This is a genomic window from Neorhizobium sp. 2083 (assembly GCF_031455615.1).
Taxonomy (GTDB): domain Bacteria; phylum Pseudomonadota; class Alphaproteobacteria; order Rhizobiales; family Rhizobiaceae; genus Neorhizobium.
Map to the genome: position 1 here is coordinate 310,982 of NZ_JAVDTC010000005.1, position 18,044 is coordinate 329,025.

Consider the following 18,044-nt stretch of genomic DNA (forward strand, 5'->3'; position numbering starts at 1 on the left):
CCCGACATGTCCATCGAAAGAGTAGCGGTCATCGGCGCCGGCATGGCCGGGCTGACGGCCGCGCTCGCCTTCGCCCGCCACGGCATAGCCTGCGACGTTTTCGAGGAGGCCGCCGACCTGATCGAAGTCGGCGCCGGACTGCAGGTCTCGCCGAACGCCTCGCGCGTGCTTTCCGAACTCGGCGTCCTGCCGGCGCTCGAAGCCGTCTGGACCGAGCCCGAGCGAATCGCGCTCGTTTCCGGAACGTCGCTCAGGCCGCTTGCGCATGTTCCAGCCGGACGGTTTGCCCGCGAGCGCTGGGGGGCGCCCTACGGCGTTCTCCACCGCGCCACGCTGCAGAAGGCACTGCTTGCGGCCGTGGAACGGAACCCGCTCTGCAGCGTCCACCTCGACACACCGGTCCGGCAGGATCCGCACGGGGCGCTGACCGGGATTACCGGCAAAGCCTATCCGCTGATCGTCGGAGCCGACGGCGTCTGGTCCAATCTGCGTGCCGGCATCCCGGACAGCCCGGAGCCGGATTTTTCGCGCAACGTCGCGTGGCGCTTCACGATCCCCAGCAGCGCCCGGCCAGACTGGCTGGACGCCGGCCAGGTCACCGCCTTTCTCGGTCCCTCGACCCATGTCGTCGCCTATCCGCTGAGGGAGATCGACGGGTTCAACATCGTCGCGATCGCCTCGGGCATCAGTCCCGGCAAGACTTGGGACGCGCAGGCAAGCGACGCCCAGAGGCGCATGCTGCTCAGCCAGTTCCATCGCTGGGACCGGCGCATCGTTCGACTGATCGAAACGGCAGAGCGGCCGACCTTCTGGCCGCTTTACCAGGTGACCGCCGGGCGCTGGCACAATGGCCGCGACATGGCGCTGATCGGCGATGCGGCGCATGCGATGATGCCGTTTGCGGCGCAGGGCGCATCGATGGCGATCGAGGACGCGTTCGTGCTGGCAAACCGGGTGTCCGGTCCCCTGCCCCTAGCGCAGGCGCTGACGGATTTCGAGAGCGAACGGACGGCGCGGATCGCCAAGGTGCGCGCCCGCGGCCTGTTCAACCGCTTCGCCTACCACGCCCGCGGGCCCGTGAGGCTCGGCCGCGATATCGTGCTCTCGCTGCGTCCGCCGCAATCGCTCGCGGCGGATCTCGACTGGCTTTACGGTTTCAAGGCGGCCTGATCAGACCTCTGCGGCGGCTGCAAAGCCCGCTTCCAGATCCTTTTTCAGATCTGCGACATCCTCAAGGCCGATCTGCAGGCGGATGACCGGACCTTCCGGCGGCGCCTTGGCGATGGTGCGGTCCGACAGATTGACCGGTACGGCAAGGCTCTCGTAACCGCCCCAGGAATAACCGAGGCCGAAGAAGGTGAGCGCGTCCAGGAAAGCGTGCGCCCTGGCTTTCGCCTTGTCGCCATCCGCCTTCAGCACGAAGGAGAAGACGCCGCTAGCGCCCTTGAAGTCGCGCTTCCAGATCGCATGGCCCGGGAAGCTCGGAAGCGCCGGATGAAGGACGCGCGCGACGTCTTCACGGCTCTCCAGCCAGGTGGCGATATCGAGCGCGCTCTTCTGATGGTGCTCGAGCCGCACGCCCATGGTGCGCAGACCGCGCAGGATCTGGTAGGAATCATCCGGCGCGCCGCAGATCCCGAGCGTGACGCGGGCTTCCTCGAGTTTCGGCCAGTGCCTGGCATTGGCCGAGACGGAACCCATGATGATGTCCGAATGGCCGGACGGATATTTCGTCGTCGCATGGATCGAGACATCGACGCCGAAATCGAGCGGCCGGAAATAAAGCGGCGTCGCCCAGGTATTGTCCATCGTGACGACGCAGTCGTGCCGGTGGGCCACCTCCGCGATCGCCCGGATATCCTGCATCTCCATCGTGTTGGAGCCTGGCGCTTCGGTATGGACCAGCCTGGTATTCGGCTTGATCAGCGCCTCGATGCCGGCGCCGATCTCCGGATCGTAATACTCGACCGCAACGCCCAGGCGCTTCAGCATCGTGTTGCAGAAATTGCGGCACGGCGCGTAAACGGAATCGACGATCAGGGCGTGGTCGCCAGCCGAGAGATAGGCGAGAAACGGCACCGAAATCGCCGCAAGCCCCGAGGGAACCAGAATGGTGCCGGCCGAACCTTCCAGTTCGTCGAAAGCGGCGCAGAGCGCATCCGTGGTCGGCGTGCTGCGCGTCCCGTAGGTGTATTTCTGGGCCCGCTTCTCCATCGTCGCGACATCGGGAAACAAGACGGTGGAAGCATGGACGACCGGCGGGTTGATAAAGCCGTGGTAGCTGGACGGGTCGTTGCCCATGTGCGCCAGACGCGTGTTCGGGCCAGCGCCGGTGAACAGGGACTCGTTCGTCTTTTTCATGTCGGGGGGAGCTTTCGTTGGCAATGGAGACGGCAAGTTTTGCCGCGGGAAAAAGGCTCGGTCAACCCCAGCGCGGGCGGCCCGGACCAGCGGCATCAGGGAGCCTGCCATGCTGCGGAAAACGCATCCCTTTTGATCATATGCTGCCCAAACTTTGGGTAACTGGGCGTTTTCTGAGCCGGGTTAACGAATTTACCTCATTTCGGACGCAATTCGAAAAAGCGACACTTGACCCTGCGTTGTTTTGCGAATGAGATAGCAACGCCCGCACCGGGAGGGTTAGCGGGCGGCCTGCCGTATTCGAAAGACAGGGGAGCGGCACGGTGTCATCAAATCACAGAACACGATAGATAAAGGTTGGGAAAAATGAAAAAGACGCTTCTGTCAGCCGCGCTTGGCACTGCGGTTCTGGGCTTTGCTTCGGCGGCTTCCGCCGCGACGCTCGATGATGTGAAGGCGAAGGGCTTCGTCCAGTGCGGCGTCAACACCGGTCTTGCCGGCTTTGCACAGCCGGATTCCGCCGGTAACTGGAAGGGTTTCGACGTCGATTACTGCAAGGCCGTCGCCGCCGCCATCTTCGGCGACGCGACCAAGGTCAAGTACACGCCGACCACCGCGCAGAGCCGCTTCACGGCGCTGCAGTCCGGCGAAATCGACCTGCTCGCCCGTAACTCGACCTGGACGATCAACCGCGATACCGCGCTCGGCTTCAACTTCCGTTATGTCAACTACTATGACGGCCAGGGCTTCATGGTGCCCAAGAGCCTCAACGTGAAGTCGGCTCTCGAACTTTCCGGCGCCGCCGTCTGCGTTCAGGCGGGCACGACGACCGAACTCAACCTCGCCGACTACTTCAAGGCCAACAAGCTCGAATATAAGCCGGTCGTCTTCGAAAAGCTCGAGGAAGTGAACGCCGCCTATCAGGCCGGCCGTTGCGACGTCTACACGACCGACCAGTCCGGCCTCTATTCGCTGCGACTGTCGCTCTCCAACCCGACCGACCACGTGATCCTGCCGGAAATCATTTCCAAGGAGCCGCTCGCTCCGGCCGTGCGCCAGGGCGACGACAAGTGGTTCGACATCGTCACCTGGACCGGTTATGCGCTCGTCCAGGCCGAAGAGTTCGGCATCACTCAGGCCAATGTCGACGACATCAAGAAGAGCTCCACCAACCCGGACGTTCGCCGCTTCCTCGGCGTCGAGAAGGACACCAAGATCGGTACCGATCTCGGCCTGACCAACGACTGGGCCTACAACATCATCAAGGGCGTCGGTAACTACGGCGAAGTCTTCGAACGCAACATCGGCGCCAACACGCCCCTCAAGATCCAGCGCGGCCTGAACGCACTCTGGACCAAGGGCGGCCTGCAATACGCTCCGCCGGTTCGCTAAGCTCCGGCCTTATGAACCCCGGCAAGGCGGCCCGCCGCCTTGCCGACTACCAAAAATAAAAAATCAAAAACAAAAAAGGCCTAAAGGCCAACGGGGAAAGGCAGTATGACAGATCACGCCATAAGTGTGTCATCTCACAGGGGAGAGCCTAGGGTTTCCCCCATATACGACCCGAAGGTGCGCAGCATCTTCTTCCAGATCCTCACAGCAGTGATCGTGGTCCTGGTCACCTGGTCGATCAGCCACAACGTCTCGGTCAATCTCGCGCGCGCCAATATCGCTTCGGGCTACAGCTTCCTGGCCGGCCGTTCCGGCTTCGACATCGGCTTTGCGATGATCTCGTATTCGAGCGACTCGACCTATGGCGACGCTCTGCTTGTCGGCCTGATCAACACGATCCTGATCGCCATCACCGGCATATTCACCGCGACGATCATCGGTTTCCTCATCGGCATCGGCCGCCTTTCCCGGAACTGGCTGATTGCCAAGCTGTGCACGGTCTATGTCGAGGTGTTCCGCAACATCCCGCCGCTGCTTGTCATCTTCTTCTGGTATTCGGGCGTACTTTCCTCGCTGCCGCAGGTGCGCGACTCGCTGAAGCTGCCCTTCAACATGTTCCTCAACAACCGCGGCCTGGCATTCCCGAAGCCACTCTGGGGAGACGGCGCGTATCTGATCTCGGTCGCCGTCCTCGTCGGCGTCATAGCAACCCTTGCGATCGCCATGTGGGCGAAGCAGCGTCAGATGCGCACCGGCAAGCAGTTCCACACGATCTGGGCCGGTGCCGGCCTGATCGTCGGCCTGCCGCTGCTGACCTTCCTGGCGCTCGGCGCGCCGCTTTCCTTCGACTATCCGATTGCCGGGCGCTTTAATCTTTCGGGCGGATCGGTGATCGCCCCGGAATTCGTGGCCCTTTATCTGGCGCTTTCCTTCTATACCGCCGCCTTTATCGCGGAAATCATCCGCGCCGGCATCCGTGGCGTTCCGAAGGGTCAATCGGAAGCCTCCTTCGCGCTCGGCCTCCAGCCTTCGACGACCACACGCCTTGTCGTGATCCCGCAGGCGATGCGCATCATCATTCCGCCGCTGACGAGCCAGTATCTGAACCTCACCAAGAACTCCTCGCTCGGCGTTGCGATCGGCTTCCCGGAACTCGTTTCGACGGGCGGCACGACGATGAACCAGACGGGCCAGGCGGTCGAAGTCATTTCGATCTGGCTCGTCGTCTACCTGACGATCAGCATCGTAACCTCGCTGTTCATGAACTGGTTCAACGCCAAGATGGCACTGGTGGAGAGGTAAGATCATGGCCGATTCCAACCCCTCCTACGTGCGTCACGAGATGCTGCCGGCTCAGCCGGCACCGATCGCGACAGGCAATATCGTCGGCTGGATCCGGGTGAACCTGCTTGCCACGCCGAAGGATATCGTCCTGACCATCCTGGCGCTGGCCGTATTGGCCCTTGCCATTCCGCCCGCGTTGAACTGGCTGTTCCTCCAGGCCAGCTGGTTCGGCAGCGACCGGTCGGTGTGCGCCACCGTCGTTCAAGGCGGCATCCAGCCCGACGGCTGGAAGGGCGCCTGCTGGGCTTTCGTCAAGGATCGTTTCGTGCAGTTCATATTCGGGCGCTTCCCGCTCGACGAGCGCTGGCGGCCGATCCTGGTGATCGTCATGCTGATCGCCCTGCTTGTGCCGATGCTCGTCCCGAAGGTGCCGCGCAAGGGTCTCAACGCCCTCCTGCTCTTCATCGTTTTCCCGATCGTCGCCTTCTTCCTGCTGCACGGCAACGTGTTCGGCCTGGAACGGGTGGAAACGCCGCTCTGGGGCGGCCTGATGGTGACGCTGATCCTGTCCTTCATCGGGATCGGCGTATCCTTTCCGCTCGGCATCCTGCTTGCGCTGGGGCGCCGGTCGAAAATGCCGGTGATCAAGACGCTCTGCGTCACCTTCATCGAGGTGATCCGCGGCGTGCCGCTCATCACCGTGCTCTTCATGGCGAACGTGATGCTGCCGCTTTTCCTGCCGGTCGGCTGGACGATCGACAACCTTCTTCGCGCCTTGGTGGCTGTCGCCCTGTTTACCTCGGCCTATATGGCGGAAGTCATACGCGGCGGCCTGCAGGCCATCCCCAAGGGCCAGTCGGAAGGCGCCGATTCGCTCGGCCTCGGCTACTGGCAGAAGATGCGGCTGATCGTCCTGCCGCAGGCGATCAAGCTGGTCATCCCCGGCATCGTCAACACGTTTATCGGCCTTTTCAAGGATACTTCGCTCGTGTCGATCATCGGCATGTTCGACTTCCTGAACATCGTGCGCCTGAACTTTACCGACACGACCTGGATCACGCCGGTGACGCCGATCACCGGCCTGATCTTCGCAGGCTTCATTTACTGGCTGTTCTGCTTCAGCATGTCGCGCTACTCTGCCTTCATGGAGCGGCATCTCGACACGGCCCACAAGCGCTGATCGCCAAAACAGAATTACAAGGGGAAAACAATGGCTGATGCCCAACCCAAAAAAATGACCGTCTCCGCCACCGACGTCGCCGTGGAAATCATCGGCATGAACAAGTGGTACGGCGACTTCCATGTGCTGCGCGACGTCAACCTGAAGGTGATGAAGGGCGAACGCATCGTCATCGCCGGACCGTCCGGTTCCGGCAAGTCGACGATGATCCGCTGCATCAACCGCCTCGAGGAACATCAGGCTGGCAACATTATCGTCGATGGCATCGAACTTACCAACGACCTGAAGAAAATCGATGAAGTGCGCCGGGAAGTCGGCATGGTGTTCCAGCACTTCAACCTCTTCCCGCATTTGACGATCCTGGAGAATTGCACGCTCGCGCCGATCTGGGTCCGCAAGATGCCAAAGAAGCAGGCGGAAGAGATCGCGATGCACTACCTGAAGCGTGTCAAGATCCCGGAACAGGCCCATAAATATCCGGGCCAGCTATCCGGCGGCCAGCAGCAGCGCGTGGCGATCGCCCGGTCGCTGTGCATGAAGCCCAAGATCATGCTGTTCGACGAACCGACCTCGGCGCTCGATCCGGAAATGGTCAAGGAAGTGCTCGATACGATGGTGGGCCTCGCGGAAGAAGGCATGACCATGCTGTGCGTCACCCACGAAATGGGCTTCGCGCGCCAGGTTGCCCATCGGGTGATCTTCATGGACCAGGGCCAGATCGTCGAGCAGAACTCGCCGGCGGAATTCTTCGACAATCCGCAGCACGAGCGCACCAGGCTCTTCCTCAGCCAGATCCTGCACTGACCGGCTTTGCGGGCGCGCAATCAGGGGCGCTTCGGCGCCCCTTTTTCGTTCACCAGCTCAAGGAATAACGGGCGTTGACGCTTGCGACCGGCTCGGGCGCATCCGACGTTCGGTCGAGCGCGCCGCTGAGGGTCATATAACGGCCGAGCTTCTTTTCCATGGAAACACCTGCCCCGAGCGTGCGAAACCCATTGCTGCCGCTGGCACGTCCGACCAGCGCCGTTCTGCTTGGGCCATGCGACAGGCGGACCGACTGGCTGACGTCGACGCCGCACCATTCCCCCGAGGTCCCGTCATATCGCATGCCGTAGCTGCTGCGCCTCTCGATGTCGATCGTCGGCGTCGCGACCTCCTTTTCGTAATAATTCATGCTGATCCCGGCACTGCCGGTCTTGCCGTCGAGGTCGACGCCGACGCCGCGGTTCAGCTGATAGGCGGGCGTCTGAATCTTTTCGGCCGTGAAATTGCTCCAGAACTTGATGGGCGTGTCGACCGGCGTGCCGCTTGCCGTCGTATCGACGCCCATCGAAACGCCGGCCTCGGTCTCCAGCCGGGTCGGCAGCTTCAGGCCGAGCTTGACGGAGTAGCTGGTGTCGGAATTGCGGGCCGGCTTCCAGATCAACGGCTTGTCTTCCGCAAGCCCCGGGCCTGCTGTCCAGAAACACGCGAGCGCAAGGACCGCGCTTGCGGATATTATCCTGTTCATATCAAATTCCCACTCGAAGGTTCAAAGACAATGCAAGGGGCCCGGGCAATCGGAACTGCCCGAATGAAAACCATATCAATGTGTTGAAGGCGTCTGCCGGGGCCTCGCCCCGTACGCGCCGATCTGTCTTCCACCCGCGCTTCTTGGCGGCACCGACAACGCTGATGATACTCAGCAATGCGGCCATTCCGAATCCGCAATACGGCAAGAATGGGGTTTGGGCTCTCGCAACAATGTTTGTATGCGACCTTCGATCTCAATCAAGTATTTGCAGGAAAATCGTAGCGCCCACTGTAGTTCTGTGGAGCAAAAGGGATTTCAACAAACTTGCCGCCAGGTCGCCCAAACGGATTATTGAAATTACTGTTGAATTGCAGACGCGCTGTCGTACCGTGTGATGCCCTGGGAAGGCCCTTTGGGATTATCTCGGTGCGGCTGAAAGACACCCTCTTCAACGGTGCCGCTGAGTGACAAAGACCGGTATCTGCTCTGCCAGATGGCGATCGAGATTCCCGTTAAAGACCTTGTTCAATCTGCCGTGCAAGCGGGCCGGAATGAAACGGAGATTCTGACGGCGATTATAGAAGTAGCCGACAATCTCATGCTGACAGCCAAGTTTTATGCGGAAATCGATACGCTACCGGCGGCGCTGAAGCGGAAGTTGGAATAGATCTTGTCTCGGGACCAAGGCCGCTTGGTCCGCGTCCGGAGAAAGCGGACACCTGCCTCTGACGTCAGCTTCGCGTGGCAAAGCCGCCGAGCCGGGGCGTGGGATTCCAACTGGTGACTAATGTCCCAGATTGTCGAGTTCCGGAAACGGGTAATATTTGAGGCGGCTGTCTTGGCAACGGACATCGTTGAGCGTGTAGCCCAGAATCTTTCCGTCGCGCATGGATACGCCGTAACGGGCGGGATAATTATATCGTCGCCCGAAGCCGGAAACGCAAAAGGCGTAGATATTCTTTCCTGGATCGAGAAGGACGACGCTTGAAATCTGCCCGCCGTAGATGTCCTGATCGCGAAAACCCATGCGGTGGGCAGTTCTCAGCACTTCTCGCTTCACGGCGTCCGTGGGCGGCTTCTGCGACGACGCGACGCTTTCCGGCACGGATGTCTGACAGCCTGTCAACAGCAACAAACCAGCAAATGCCGCAATCAAAAATTTCATGAACCACCCGACTACCCTTACAAGGCGGCAGAATACAGAACCAGATCAATCGGTCTACTCGCGCCGCCATTTTGGCGCGAAACTCTCAGAGGGTGTGGACATGTTGCAACTTCCGCTGCAGCCTGTCCCCTTTGACGTATGCAGCGGGTCTGCTCCTGGCGCAACTTTGCGACAATGTTTCATGCTCGCTGGCGTCGTTGCATGCCGAACGGAATGCAGGTCGCAGTCGTCGCACGTAGTATCTATCAAGAGCTTAAGTGCAATATTGGCGACCCCTGCAGGACTCGAACCTGCGACCTGCTGCTTAGAAGGCAGCTGCTCTATCCAGTTGAGCTAAGGGGCCGATCTCGGCTGCGGCGCCCGGAGGACCCGGGCGGTGGAACATCAATGCGTCCAGGGCTGAGTACGGTTGAAGCGGAAATTGTCGGTATAGGATACGATCTGGCGATTCGGATCCTTCGGCTGGATGACGCGGTATTCGATGCCTTCGCGCTTGGCATAGGCTTCCGCCTGCTCCTGGCTCTCGAAGGTGAGCCGAAGCTGCTGCTTCATGTCGCCTGAAGATGTGTAGCCAAGGATCGGATCGATGCGACGCGGCTGTTCCTGGTCGAACTCCAGCACCCACAGGTGGGTCTTGGCCTTGCCGGACTGCATGGCGGTCTTTGCGGGACGATAGATCTTGGCGGCCATTCCTGTAACGCTCCATGGAATGGAACGGATGAGAAGCCTCACCTGAAAGCGTGGTCGGAGTGGAGAGATTCGAACTCCCGACCCTCTGGTCCCAAACCAGATGCGCTACCAGACTGCGCTACACTCCGTTCCTACGTTGGTTGCGAGATACACGGTTCCCCCTTGTGCCGCAACAGCAAAATGGAACCTCGGTGAAGCTAAAGCAAACAGGCCGAGGATAACCGCAAGAGATCACCACTGATTGCCGATACGCTTGCTGATCACCTTGTCGCCCACCTTGAGCCCAAGCGATTTCGAGCGGCCGGCATTGAGCTCCAGCACGAATTTCACCGGTCCGTGCGAATCGATGATGTCGCGTGCATAGGGCACCGCGTTTTCGCGGATATGCGAGATCGTGCCGTCGCCCTGGATGAACAGCATGTCGAGCGGCAGGATAGTGTTTTCCATCCACATGGAGACCGGTCGCGGCATGCCGAAATCGAAGAGCATGCCGGCATCCGGCGCCATGACCTTGCGGTACATCAGCCCCCGCTCGCGTTGCGCGTCGGTGAAAGCAAGCTCGACCGAGAACTTGTAGGTCTGGCCGGCGGCGGTCCTGATCGACAGCTCGTCGCGCGGGAACGTGATTTCCTGCGCAACCGCACTGCCCGCTAGGATGAGAAAAAGCGCCGCAAGGGCGCTTTTGATGAAGGACGGAAACGAGATACGCATCAGTGCGACCGGCTCACGGGATTGGGATTGTCGGGATGGATTTCCGCCGCCATCAGGCCCTTGTCCCCAGGCCCGAACCGCACCAGCACGACCTGGCCCGGCCGCAGCTCGGTGAGGCCGAAGCGGCGAAGCGTTTCCATATGGACGAAAATGTCCTCGGTCCCCTCGCCGCGCGTCAGGAAGCCGAAACCCTTGGTGCGGTTGAACCATTTCACCAGCGCACGCTCAAGGCCGCTGGTTGCCGTCACCTGCACATGGGTGCGCACCGGGGGCAGCTGCGACGGGTGAACCGCGGTCGACTGGTCCATGGAGAGTATGCGGAACGCCTGGTAGCCGCGATCCCGCTTCTGGATCATCGCGACGATGCGCGTCCCTTCCAGAATGGTCTGGTATCCGTCGCGGCGAAGGCAGGTCACGTGCAGAAGCACATCCTGCATGCCGTTGTCGGGAACAATGAAGCCGAACCCTTTCGCCACATCGAACCATTTGACGACGCCAGTGATTTCGATCAGCTCGACCGGCTCGCCCGGGAGCTCCTCGAAACTGCCAACGTCCTTCGATGACATCCTGTCTGCCATATCCTGTCGGCCCCTCGATTACGCGTTACGACGTGACGATCAACTGATTCTTAGAGGATAGATTAACATCTTGCTAACCATGCAGCGCAAGTCCCTGCCTTGGCTTTATCCACCTCCATCTCTATCTAGAGTGGCTTGCTCCAGGCTGGCGCCTGCGCCATATCCGGCACGGGGCGCCCGCGGGGCTTATCGGCGACTGCTTTTGTCGGAGGGAGACATCATAATGCGTTATCTTCATACCATGGTCCGGGTGAAAGACCTGGACGCTTCGCTTCATTTCTACACCACCGTTTTCGGCCTCAAGGAGGTCCGCCGCATCGAAAACGACAAGGGGCGCTTCACGCTCGTCTTTCTCGCCGCTCCTGACGATCTCGGCAATGCCAAGGACAATCTCGCGCCCTGCGTCGAGCTGACCTACAATTGGGACACGGAAGATTATACCGGCGGCCGCAACTTTGGTCATCTCGCCTATGAGGTCGATAACATCTACGATTTCTGCCAGCACCTTTCGGACAACGGCATCATCATCAATCGTCCGCCGCGCGAAGGCCGGATGGCTTTCGTCCGCTCGCCGGACGGCATTTCGATCGAGCTCCTCCAGAAGGGCGACAACCTGCCCGTCGCCGAACCCTGGGCTTCTGCACCGAATATCGGCAGCTGGTAGGATTTTTCAACGCGGCGGCTCTCCTTTTACCGAACCGCCGCGTCCCTCCCCGCAAGCTTGCGCCAGGCTAACCTCGCCACGGCCGGCCGGGCCCAGGCGGCTTGTCCACGACGCTCTTCCGCGTGATGCTCGGAGACGATGATTCGCGGCATGACGCCCGCGAGACGAGCTGACGGGGCATACCTTGCCGAAAACACTTTTCCTTCGTTCGAATGTCCGCATGACGCTGGCGATCGTCTGTCTTTCCGCGCTGACGCTCGGCGGCTGCACCACGACGAAAAAGACCGCCGACGCCACGACGCCCGCGCCGCGGACCACGGTGCCGGCGAGCGCCAGGGGAATCCCGGCCAAGGGCACCACCGCCTCCAACCGTCATGCCGACCCCTTAATCTCCAAGGCCCCGGCGCAGCAGGCTCAGGCGTCGGCCGCGTCGGCGGCGGTTCCCACGGCCGAAAACACCTTCCCTCCCGCGCCCGCCCAGCCGCAGCAGGCCTCGATTGCCGGTCTTGCGACGCAACCGACCGGCGTTCGTGCCGATAGCGGCACGATCTTTTCGTCGAGCCCGCCGATGGCCGCCGCCGCATCCTCCGGCAATGGTCCTGTTCCAGCCGATCTGCCGAGGCGGAATTTCAACGCCACCACCGCCAGCGTTTACAGCGCCCCGCAGCCCTCGCCCGCGGCAGCCTGCGGCGCCGACGCACAGGGCCATCCTTTAAGCTGCTGATTCGACGCAATTTTCGTTAAAACAATCAGCGTCGCGACGCCCGTCATTTTTTTGTAAAAAAGATCGCTTTGGCGCTTGCGGGAAAGAAATCCCCTCTCTATAAGAGCGCCACGAAGCGCAGGCGCCCTTCGTCTATCGGTTAGGACACCAGATTTTCATTCTGGGAAGAGGGGTTCGACTCCCCTAGGGCGTGCCACTTCTCTCTCCCCATTCATGTGTCGAATATGATGCGTTTCGGAGCGCTTCTGCTCCGCGGGGGTGCCGGCGTCGGCGGACGCCTGTTATCATCTTTTCTCGAGTGGCAACACAGACTTTAGTGACGGCCTGCCCGGCTGGCTACGACTTATTTGCCTCCGCCCACAGGCTCCTGCATCAGGCTAATCCTTTCGGCTGATCAGCCAATTGCTTGATTGCGCTCGTATTTACGGGATTTCGCGGGACTGTATACTTTGCGCGATTACGCAGGGATGGGTGGATAACGACACGTGACCGCAAACGTCTTCCGTAAATCCGATATTCCGGGCGCATCGTCTTCTGCGCCTGCAAAACCGAACCGAGCTTCAAAATCTTGATCTACCGCGCCGCCGTCATCGATTCACGATAAACCCCACCAGCCCTGGGACAGATCGGGCGCGAGAGCTTTGCAATGCCGCAGGGACAGATCATTTCGCACACCTCGATCCGAGGCATCGCCGCGTTGCTGGTGGTGGTCTATCATCTCCAGTTCGGCGCACCGTTCCGCTTCTCCTGGGAAACCGCAACGCCCTTTTTCACCAGGGGCTATCTATGGGTCGATCTGTTCTTCATTCTATCCGGCTTCATCATCAGCTATTCGACCGGGGCCAGCGAACCGGGCCGGAATAAATATTTCAAGATAAACTACTTCTATGTCAACCGCGTCGCCCGCATCCTGCCCCTTCACGTGGTCACGCTGTTCCTGCTGCTGATCGTTCTTGGCGTGGAAAACACGCTGGGGCGTTTCACCGGCATTGGCGGATACAATCCCGATTTCGCCTCGCCACTGAATATCGCCGCCTTTTTCGAGCAGTTGTTCCTGCTCAACGCCTGGGGCCTCACCGGCGTCATCGCGTGGAACGTTCCGAGTTGGTCGATCAGCGCCGAGATGGTCGCCTATCTGGTCTTTCCGTTCCTGGCAGTCGCGGTCGCGCGCTGGCGCCGGCCCAGTCTCGCGCTGATCGCGCTTGGCGCATTGCTCTTCTATCTCTGGGTCGCCTCCACCACCGGCATTCTCGACATCGTCAGCCGCACGGCGCTGCTGCGCTGCCTGTCGGGCTTCGGCCTCGGCATGATCCTCTACGCCGTCCGGGAGCGGATCGCGGCGCAGGACAACCGAACTCTCGGCGCCGTGCAGGCGGTCGGAGCCACCATTGCGCTCGGCACGATGATCGGGGGCTTCAACGATGTCTTCGCCGTTGCCGGCTTCTTCCTTCTCGTTGCCGCCACCTGGCCGGACCGGGGCTGGCTCGCAACGATCCTGAAGCTGAAACCCCTGCCCTGGCTCGGCGACATCTCCTATTCGATCTACCTCAATCATTTCTGGGTGCTGGCAGGCTGGCATTTCGTCATACCGCGCCTGCTCAAGGTGCTTGGTGCCGATCCGGTGGTAACCCGGGCTATCGTCATAGCCGGGGGGATTGCCGCCATCCTCGTCATTTCACATTTCACCTTCCAGCTGATCGAAAAACCTGCCCGCAAGGCGCTTCTCTCCGCCTACGCCGCCCGTCAGGCGCGGCCATTGCCAACGGCAGGGTAGAATCGGGCCATGGGCAGCCTGAGAAACGGGTTGGTTTGAAGCCATTGAAACGCCATCTTCCGGCGCAACCCGGGGACACGCCGATTCAGCCTCGTTCAAGGCGTTGATTTCGCTTCGATATCGACCTCTGGCAGAGCGTTCTGCGGCGCCTGGATTTTTTCTATTCGCATCCGCAGAAAAACTGAACTTTGCGCTTGCGGGATACAAACACCCTGACTATAAGGGCGCCACCACGAAGCGCACGCGCCCTTCGTCTATCGGTTAGGACACCAGATTTTCATTCTGGGAAGAGGGGTTCGACTCCCCTAGGGCGTGCCACTTCTCTCTCCGCGAAAGCGGATCCCTTCCCAAAAAATTGAGTACTTCCTACGGCGCCTTCACCGCGTCGAGCAGGCGAAGCTGCATCCGGCGCGTGCCCTGCCATTGATCGGCGCTGAGGCAGCCGGCGGCGTGGATCTGGGCACCCCTCGAATTCAGCAGCATGTTCCCAAGCGGCGTCTCCGCCGCCCGGAAGGCGATGCCTTCGAGACGCGAGCCGTCGGCTGCCTCCAGCGTCACCTTGATATGCGCCGTGCCGACGAGGCGGGCATCCTTCAGGCGGTGGGCGGGGATGGCAAAGACCGGCTGCGAATGGCCCGAGCCATAGGGGCCAGCCTGTTCGAGCTGGTCGAAGAGTTCGAGCGTTGCACCGGAGGCCGAAAGCGCGCCGTCGATCTTCAGCACGTGATTGGCGACCAGCGCCGGCACGCCCTCGCCCGCCATCTCCTCGAAAAATGCGCGCAGGCGACCGAGATTGCTGCGCTCGACCGTCAGCCCTGCAGCCATGGCATGGCCACCGCCCTTGACCAGCAGGCCTGCGTCGACAGCCTCCCGGACCATGCGGCCCATGTCGAAACCGTTGATCGAGCGGCCGGAGCCCGTGCCCTTGCCGGACGGATCGAAGGCGATCGCGAAAGCCGGCCGCTTGAATTTCTCCTTCAGCCGCGCGGCGATCAGCCCGACAATGCCCGGATGCCACTTGTCGCGCGCCGTGACGATGACGTTTGCCCCCTCGCCGTTGCCATATTCGGCCAGTACCTCGGCTTCCGCCTCGGCGAGCATGGCGGCCTCCATGGCCTGGCGCTCGCGGTTGAGCTCGTCCAGCCGACCGGCGATCACCTCCGCCTCGATCGGGTCCTCGAGGGTCAGCAGGCGGCTGCCGAGCGCCGCATCGCCGATGCGCCCGCCGGCATTGATGCGCGGCCCGATCAGGAAACCGAAATGATAGGGCGTCACCGGGCCGCCCAGCCCCGCCTTGCGAAACAGCGCAGCCAGCCCTGCATTGCCCATATGGCGAGCCGCGATGAGGCCCTTGACCACATAGGCGCGATTGAGGCCCTTCAACGGCACCACGTCGCAGACGGTCGCCAGCGCCACGATGTCGAGCCAGGCGAGCAGGTCGAGCGATCTCGCCCGCGGGTCGCCGATTTCGCGCAGATGCCGCGCGGCCGCGACCAGAACGAGGAAGACGACGCCGGCAGCGCAGAGATGGCCCTGGCCCGAAAGGTCGTCCTCGCGGTTAGGATTGACGAGCGCCAGGCATGGCGGCAGTTCGTGGCCGAGCTGGTGGTGGTCGATGACCACGACATCGCAGCCTTCTTCGCGGGCGGCGGCGAGCGCATCATGGCTGGTCGAGCCGCAGTCGACGGTGACGATGAGGCTGGCGCCATTGGCGATCAGCTGGCGAATGGCCGTCGGGTTGGGTCCGTAACCTTCGAAGATGCGGTCGGGGATGTAGATTTCCGCCTCGACGCCGAAATGACGGAGGAACCGGTAAAGCAGCGCCGAAGAGGACGCACCATCCACGTCGTAATCGCCGAAGATCGCCACCTTCTCCCGTCCGGCGATCGCCTCCGCCAGCCGGTTCACCGCCTTTTCGCAATCAGTGAGCGTGTAGGGATCCGGCATCAGCGAGCGGATGGTCGGATCGAGGAAGGCGGGGGCATCGTCCAGTGTCACGCCGCGGCCGGCAAGCACACGGGCGACGAGATCGGGAATTCCGTGGACCTGCGCGATCGCCAGCGCCCGGTTCTGCGCCGCCTGGTCGAGACGCGACACCCAGCGCTGGTCGCCCGCCGAACGTTCGACGCCGAGGAATGCGCGCGGGACGGGATCAACCGTTTCCGCCGTGGACGACAACGCGGAGAAAATTCTGGTCATGGAGCGCTTCTAGCGTATCGCGGGTGCGAGAGGAATCGATTTGACGGGATCGGCGGATGGATCGGGCCATTCGACTGCCGGTCCATCACAGCAGCGACCAGACGAATGCCGAACCGCTGATGCCGGCCGCAGCCGCGAAGAAGACGAGCAGGAAGGCAAAACTCCGTCGCCCGTCGAAACCGTCGCAGCTCGCCTGATCGTTGGCGTGGTCAAGACGCCGGCAGTCATGCGCCCTGGGGCCGACCTGACCGAGTTTCAGCCGGTACCCCTTGTTCCCGGCGCTGTTTTTCCGCGTATTCATAGCCCGCGTCTTCATGGCGATCGCGCAAGCCTCCTCGACGGTGATTGTCTCTGACAATCTACGTCCGGTGGCCCCTCAGCGGCCAGTCGGGGATCCTTTGCGGCATTCGTTTTCGCAGACGTTCTGGAAAGGTTCCTGCGTTTCCCACAGGAAACAGCAGGAGCGACTTCAGAACGCAGCGTTTTTTAGAAAGCCTTGGGCCGCTCGATGCGAATCACCTGCGGCTCGCCGACGAGATAGCTCTCGGCCTTGATCGCTTCGACCGCCTTGCGGACCGAGTCCTCGGTGGTCGCGTGGGTGACGAGGATGATGGTCTTCGGCGTGTCGGCCGCCGCATCCGGCTTGGGGCGCTGCATGATCGATTCCAGCGAGATGCCGTTTTCGGCCATGCGGGCGGCGATGCTGGCAAAGACGCCGGTGCGATCGGCAACCGTCAGGCGGATGAAGTAACCGCCCTCATGGCTCTGCATGCGGGCGCGCTTGTAGGGCGCGAGAGCCGCGGCCGGCGTGCCGAGAACCGGAACCCGCTGCGCGCCCGGGCTGCTCTTGGCGATGTCAGCGATATCGCCGAGAACGGAGGATGCGGTTGCATTGCCGCCGGCGCCGGGTCCGACCATCAGCAATTCGCCGAGGATATCGGATTCGATCGCCACCGCATTGGTGACGCCATCGACCTGCGCGATCACCGAGTCATGCGGCACCATGGTCGGATGCACGCGCTGCTCGATGCCGCTGTCGGTCTGCTGGGCGACGCCCAAGAGCTTGATGCGATAGCCGAGGTCGGCCGCCGCATGAATGTCCTCGATCGAGATATTGCTGATGCCTTCGAGATAGATCTCGTCGGCGGCGATCTGCGTGCCGAAGGCGAGCGTCGTCAGGATCGCGAGCTTGTGGGCCGTGTCGTTGCCCTCGATGTCGAAGGCGGGGTCGGCCTCGGCATAACCGAGGCGCTGAGCTTCCTTGAGGCAATCGGCGAACGACAGGCCTTCCTTCTCCATCCGGGTCAGGATGTAGTTGCAGGTGCCGTTCATGATGCCGTAGACGCGCGACACGGTATTGCCGGTCAGCGACTCGCGGAGCGCCTTGATGACCGGGATGCCGCCGGCGACGGCCGCTTCGAAATTGAGAAGGACGCTTTTTTCTTCGGCGATCCTGGCAAGCTCGACGCCGGAAGCGGCAAGCAGCGCCTTGTTGGCGGTCACCACATGGAGACCGCGCATCAAGGCCGCCCGCACGGAATTTGCGGCAGCGCCCTCGGCACCGCCCACCAATTCCACGAAAACGTCGATATCGGCCTCGGCGGCCAGCTTTTCCGGCGTGTCGAACCAGGTAATGCCGGAAATATCGATGCCGCGGTCGCGGGACTTGTCGCGTGCCGTGACCGCCGTGATCTCGATCGCACGGCCGCAAGTCGTGGCCAATTCGTTCGCACGGGTCTGGATGATCCGGACGAGCGAGGCACCCACAGTGCCGAGACCCGCAATGCCGACTTTGAGGGCGTCTGCCAT

At 61.7% G+C, this 18,044-nt stretch carries 18 protein-coding genes and 4 tRNA genes; 11 read left to right on the forward strand and 11 right to left on the reverse strand.

Features of this window, described 5'->3' with window-relative positions; translation table 11 throughout:
* The first annotated feature begins 6 nt into the window (after positions 1 to 6).
* On the forward strand, positions 7 to 1,170 hold the full coding sequence (locus J2X76_RS20785) for an FAD-dependent monooxygenase (protein ID WP_310219199.1): 1,164 nt from the start codon (positions 7 to 9) through the stop codon (positions 1,168 to 1,170).
* On the opposite strand, the gene J2X76_RS20790 is transcribed toward J2X76_RS20785, so the two are convergent.
* On the reverse strand, positions 1,171 to 2,361 hold the full coding sequence (locus J2X76_RS20790; RefSeq protein ID WP_310219200.1) for a cystathionine beta-lyase: 1,191 nt from the start codon (positions 2,359 to 2,361) through the stop codon (positions 1,171 to 1,173). It lies immediately after the preceding gene.
* 366 nt (positions 2,362 to 2,727) lie between these two features.
* Between J2X76_RS20790 and J2X76_RS20795 the strand changes: the two genes are divergently transcribed.
* From J2X76_RS20795 to J2X76_RS20810, 4 genes are all read left to right on the forward strand, one after another.
* Entirely contained in the window at positions 2,728 to 3,753 is a 1,026-nt protein-coding gene (locus J2X76_RS20795) for an amino acid ABC transporter substrate-binding protein (RefSeq protein ID WP_113128926.1), read from the forward strand.
* Positions 3,754 to 3,858: 105 nt separating this feature from the next.
* The gene (locus J2X76_RS20800) at positions 3,859 to 5,055 is read left to right on the forward strand and encodes an amino acid ABC transporter permease (protein ID WP_113128925.1); all 1,197 of its coding nucleotides are present in this window, start codon (positions 3,859 to 3,861) and stop codon (positions 5,053 to 5,055) included.
* A 40-nt stretch (positions 5,056 to 5,095) separates the two neighbouring features.
* The gene (locus J2X76_RS20805) at positions 5,096 to 6,217 is read left to right on the forward strand and encodes an amino acid ABC transporter permease (RefSeq protein WP_405030073.1); all 1,122 of its coding nucleotides are present in this window, start codon (positions 5,096 to 5,098) and stop codon (positions 6,215 to 6,217) included.
* A 30-nt stretch (positions 6,218 to 6,247) separates the two neighbouring features.
* Positions 6,248 to 7,021, forward strand: coding sequence for an amino acid ABC transporter ATP-binding protein (locus J2X76_RS20810; RefSeq protein ID WP_113128923.1), 774 nt, complete (start codon positions 6,248 to 6,250; stop codon positions 7,019 to 7,021).
* Between the two features lie 49 nt (positions 7,022 to 7,070).
* Here the strand turns inward: J2X76_RS20810 and J2X76_RS20815 are convergent, their stop codons facing one another.
* Positions 7,071 to 7,727, reverse strand: a complete 657-nt coding sequence (locus J2X76_RS20815) for a hypothetical protein (RefSeq protein WP_310219202.1) — start codon at positions 7,725 to 7,727, stop codon at positions 7,071 to 7,073.
* A gap of 496 nt (positions 7,728 to 8,223) precedes the next feature.
* Between J2X76_RS20815 and J2X76_RS20820 the strand changes: the two genes are divergently transcribed.
* Positions 8,224 to 8,397, forward strand: a complete 174-nt coding sequence (locus J2X76_RS20820; RefSeq protein WP_310219204.1) for a hypothetical protein — start codon at positions 8,224 to 8,226, stop codon at positions 8,395 to 8,397.
* Positions 8,398 to 8,514: 117 nt separating this feature from the next.
* Here J2X76_RS20820 and J2X76_RS20825 read toward each other — a convergent pair whose 3' ends face one another.
* The 6 genes from J2X76_RS20825 to J2X76_RS20850 all read right to left on the reverse strand — a co-directional run bounded on the left by J2X76_RS20825 (position 8,515) and on the right by J2X76_RS20850 (position 10,874).
* Positions 8,515 to 8,895: a hypothetical protein gene (locus J2X76_RS20825; protein ID WP_310219205.1), complete on the reverse strand. Its 381-nt coding sequence runs from the start codon at positions 8,893 to 8,895 to the stop codon at positions 8,515 to 8,517.
* Positions 8,896 to 9,161: 266 nt separating this feature from the next.
* Positions 9,162 to 9,238: transfer RNA gene (locus J2X76_RS20830), tRNA-Arg, on the reverse strand.
* Positions 9,239 to 9,279: 41 nt separating this feature from the next.
* Positions 9,280 to 9,585 (reverse strand): ETC complex I subunit, encoded by a 306-nt coding sequence (locus J2X76_RS20835; protein WP_113128919.1) that lies wholly within the window; start codon positions 9,583 to 9,585, stop codon positions 9,280 to 9,282.
* Positions 9,586 to 9,636: 51 nt separating this feature from the next.
* Positions 9,637 to 9,713: transfer RNA gene (locus J2X76_RS20840), tRNA-Pro, on the reverse strand.
* A 103-nt stretch (positions 9,714 to 9,816) separates the two neighbouring features.
* Positions 9,817 to 10,296, reverse strand: a complete 480-nt coding sequence (locus tag J2X76_RS20845) for a DUF192 domain-containing protein (RefSeq protein ID WP_113128918.1) — start codon at positions 10,294 to 10,296, stop codon at positions 9,817 to 9,819.
* Positions 10,296 to 10,874 carry a cold-shock protein gene (locus J2X76_RS20850; RefSeq protein ID WP_007770272.1) on the reverse strand — a complete coding sequence of 193 codons (579 nt, stop codon included), beginning with the start codon at positions 10,872 to 10,874 and terminating at the stop codon, positions 10,296 to 10,298. The genes J2X76_RS20845 and J2X76_RS20850 overlap by 1 nt, the downstream gene beginning before the upstream one ends.
* 223 nt (positions 10,875 to 11,097) lie before the next feature.
* On the opposite strand from J2X76_RS20850, the gene J2X76_RS20855 reads away from it, so the two are divergent.
* From J2X76_RS20855 to J2X76_RS20875, 5 genes are all read left to right on the forward strand, one after another.
* A complete protein-coding gene (locus tag J2X76_RS20855; protein ID WP_113283946.1) occupies positions 11,098 to 11,538 on the forward strand; it encodes a VOC family protein in 441 nt (146 codons plus the stop codon).
* Between the two features lie 184 nt (positions 11,539 to 11,722).
* Positions 11,723 to 12,262, forward strand: coding sequence for a hypothetical protein (locus J2X76_RS20860; RefSeq protein WP_310219208.1), 540 nt, complete (start codon positions 11,723 to 11,725; stop codon positions 12,260 to 12,262).
* A gap of 121 nt (positions 12,263 to 12,383) precedes the next feature.
* Positions 12,384 to 12,458: transfer RNA gene (locus J2X76_RS20865), tRNA-Glu, on the forward strand.
* 450 nt (positions 12,459 to 12,908) lie between these two features.
* Positions 12,909 to 14,036, forward strand: a complete 1,128-nt coding sequence (locus J2X76_RS20870; protein ID WP_310219209.1) for an acyltransferase — start codon at positions 12,909 to 12,911, stop codon at positions 14,034 to 14,036.
* Positions 14,037 to 14,279: 243 nt separating this feature from the next.
* Positions 14,280 to 14,354 (forward strand) — tRNA-Glu (locus J2X76_RS20875).
* Positions 14,355 to 14,402: 48 nt separating this feature from the next.
* Here the strand turns inward: J2X76_RS20875 and recJ are convergent.
* The 3 genes from recJ to J2X76_RS20890 form a co-directional block, all read right to left on the reverse strand.
* A complete protein-coding gene (gene recJ / locus J2X76_RS20880; protein ID WP_310219211.1) occupies positions 14,403 to 16,235 on the reverse strand; it encodes a single-stranded-DNA-specific exonuclease RecJ in 1,833 nt (610 codons plus the stop codon).
* An 85-nt stretch (positions 16,236 to 16,320) separates the two neighbouring features.
* On the reverse strand, positions 16,321 to 16,593 hold the full coding sequence (locus J2X76_RS20885) for a hypothetical protein (protein WP_310219212.1): 273 nt from the start codon (positions 16,591 to 16,593) through the stop codon (positions 16,321 to 16,323).
* A gap of 128 nt (positions 16,594 to 16,721) precedes the next feature.
* Positions 16,722 to 18,044, reverse strand: a complete 1,323-nt coding sequence (locus J2X76_RS20890) for a homoserine dehydrogenase (RefSeq protein WP_113128912.1) — start codon at positions 18,042 to 18,044, stop codon at positions 16,722 to 16,724.

Coding starts and splice junctions, on each gene's coding strand:
- J2X76_RS20785 (WP_310219199.1), top strand. CDS start 7: ATGTCCATCGAAAGAGTAGCGGTCATCGGCGCCGGCATGGCCGGGCTG.
- J2X76_RS20790 (WP_310219200.1), bottom strand. CDS start 2,361: ATGAAAAAGACGAACGAGTCCCTGTTCACCGGCGCTGGCCCGAACACG.
- J2X76_RS20795 (WP_113128926.1), top strand. CDS start 2,728: ATGAAAAAGACGCTTCTGTCAGCCGCGCTTGGCACTGCGGTTCTGGGC.
- J2X76_RS20800 (WP_113128925.1), top strand. CDS start 3,859: ATGACAGATCACGCCATAAGTGTGTCATCTCACAGGGGAGAGCCTAGG.
- J2X76_RS20805 (WP_405030073.1), top strand. CDS start 5,096: ATGCTGCCGGCTCAGCCGGCACCGATCGCGACAGGCAATATCGTCGGC.
- J2X76_RS20810 (WP_113128923.1), top strand. CDS start 6,248: ATGGCTGATGCCCAACCCAAAAAAATGACCGTCTCCGCCACCGACGTC.
- J2X76_RS20815 (WP_310219202.1), bottom strand. CDS start 7,727: ATGAACAGGATAATATCCGCAAGCGCGGTCCTTGCGCTCGCGTGTTTC.
- J2X76_RS20820 (WP_310219204.1), top strand. CDS start 8,224: ATGGCGATCGAGATTCCCGTTAAAGACCTTGTTCAATCTGCCGTGCAA.
- J2X76_RS20825 (WP_310219205.1), bottom strand. CDS start 8,895: ATGAAATTTTTGATTGCGGCATTTGCTGGTTTGTTGCTGTTGACAGGC.
- J2X76_RS20835 (WP_113128919.1), bottom strand. CDS start 9,585: ATGGCCGCCAAGATCTATCGTCCCGCAAAGACCGCCATGCAGTCCGGC.
- J2X76_RS20845 (WP_113128918.1), bottom strand. CDS start 10,296: ATGCGTATCTCGTTTCCGTCCTTCATCAAAAGCGCCCTTGCGGCGCTT.
- J2X76_RS20850 (WP_007770272.1), bottom strand. CDS start 10,874: ATGGCAGACAGGATGTCATCGAAGGACGTTGGCAGTTTCGAGGAGCTC.
- J2X76_RS20855 (WP_113283946.1), top strand. CDS start 11,098: ATGCGTTATCTTCATACCATGGTCCGGGTGAAAGACCTGGACGCTTCG.
- J2X76_RS20870 (WP_310219209.1), top strand. CDS start 12,909: ATGCCGCAGGGACAGATCATTTCGCACACCTCGATCCGAGGCATCGCC.
- recJ (WP_310219211.1), bottom strand. CDS start 16,235: ATGACCAGAATTTTCTCCGCGTTGTCGTCCACGGCGGAAACGGTTGAT.
- J2X76_RS20890 (WP_113128912.1), bottom strand. CDS start 18,044: ATGGCAGACGCCCTCAAAGTCGGCATTGCGGGTCTCGGCACTGTGGGT.